The organism is Actinomadura verrucosospora (genome assembly GCF_039540335.1).
GTDB lineage: Bacteria > Actinomycetota > Actinomycetes > Streptosporangiales > Streptosporangiaceae > Spirillospora > Spirillospora verrucosospora.
This window is the reverse complement of sequence record NZ_BAABEV010000107.1, coordinates 1-852: the sequence shown is the minus strand read 5'-3', so window position 1 is coordinate 852 and position 852 is coordinate 1. Positions and strand designations below refer to the sequence as shown.

Sequence of the window (852 nt, the reverse complement as noted above, 5' to 3'; positions counted from 1 at the left end):
GTCTTCACGCGGGTGAGGAGGAGGCGACCCTGGGCAGTGTGGCGGTGCCGATCGAGGTCGATGACATCGACCACTTCGGCAACCGGCGGCTGCGCACGGTGGGGGAGCTGATCCAGAACCAGGTGCGTCTGGGGCTGGCCCGTATGGAGCGGGTGGTCCGGGAGCGGATGACGACGCAGGACGTCGAGGCGATCACGCCGCAGACGTTGATCAACATCCGGCCGGTGGTGGCCTCCATCAAGGAGTTCTTCGGCACCAGCCAGCTGTCGCAGTTCATGGACCAGACCAACCCCCTGGCCGGCCTCACCCACAAGCGGAGGCTCTCCGCCCTGGGCCCCGGCGGTCTGTCGCGTGAGCGCGCGGGCATGGAGGTCCGTGACGTCCACCCGTCGCACTACGGGCGGATGTGTCCGATCGAGACGCCCGAAGGCCCGAACATCGGCCTCATCGGCTCGCTCGCCGCGTTCGGCCGCGTCAACCCGTTCGGGTTCGTCGAGACCCCGTACCGGCGCGTCACCGACGGCGTCGTCGGCGAGGAGATCGACTACCTGACGGCCGACGAGGAGGACCGCTACGTCATCGCGCAGGCCAACTCCCTGCTGAACGACGACGGCACCTTCGTCGAGAGCCGCGTGCTCGTCCGCCGTAAGGGCGGCGAGGTCGAGCTGGTCCCCGCCCGCGAGGTCCAGTACATGGACGTCTCGGCGCGCCAGATGACCTCGGTCGCGACCGCGATGATCCCGTTCCTGGAGCACGACGACGCCAACCGGGCGCTGATGGGCTCGAACATGCAGCGGCAGTCGGTGCCGCTGCTGCGCAGTGAGGCGCCGCTGGTCGGGACGGGCATGGAGT

General features: G+C 69.1%; 1 pseudogene. It reads left to right on the top strand.

The features are described from left to right. Positions 1-852: pseudogene (locus ABD944_RS42125) on the top strand (DNA-directed RNA polymerase subunit beta); the annotation flags it as partial.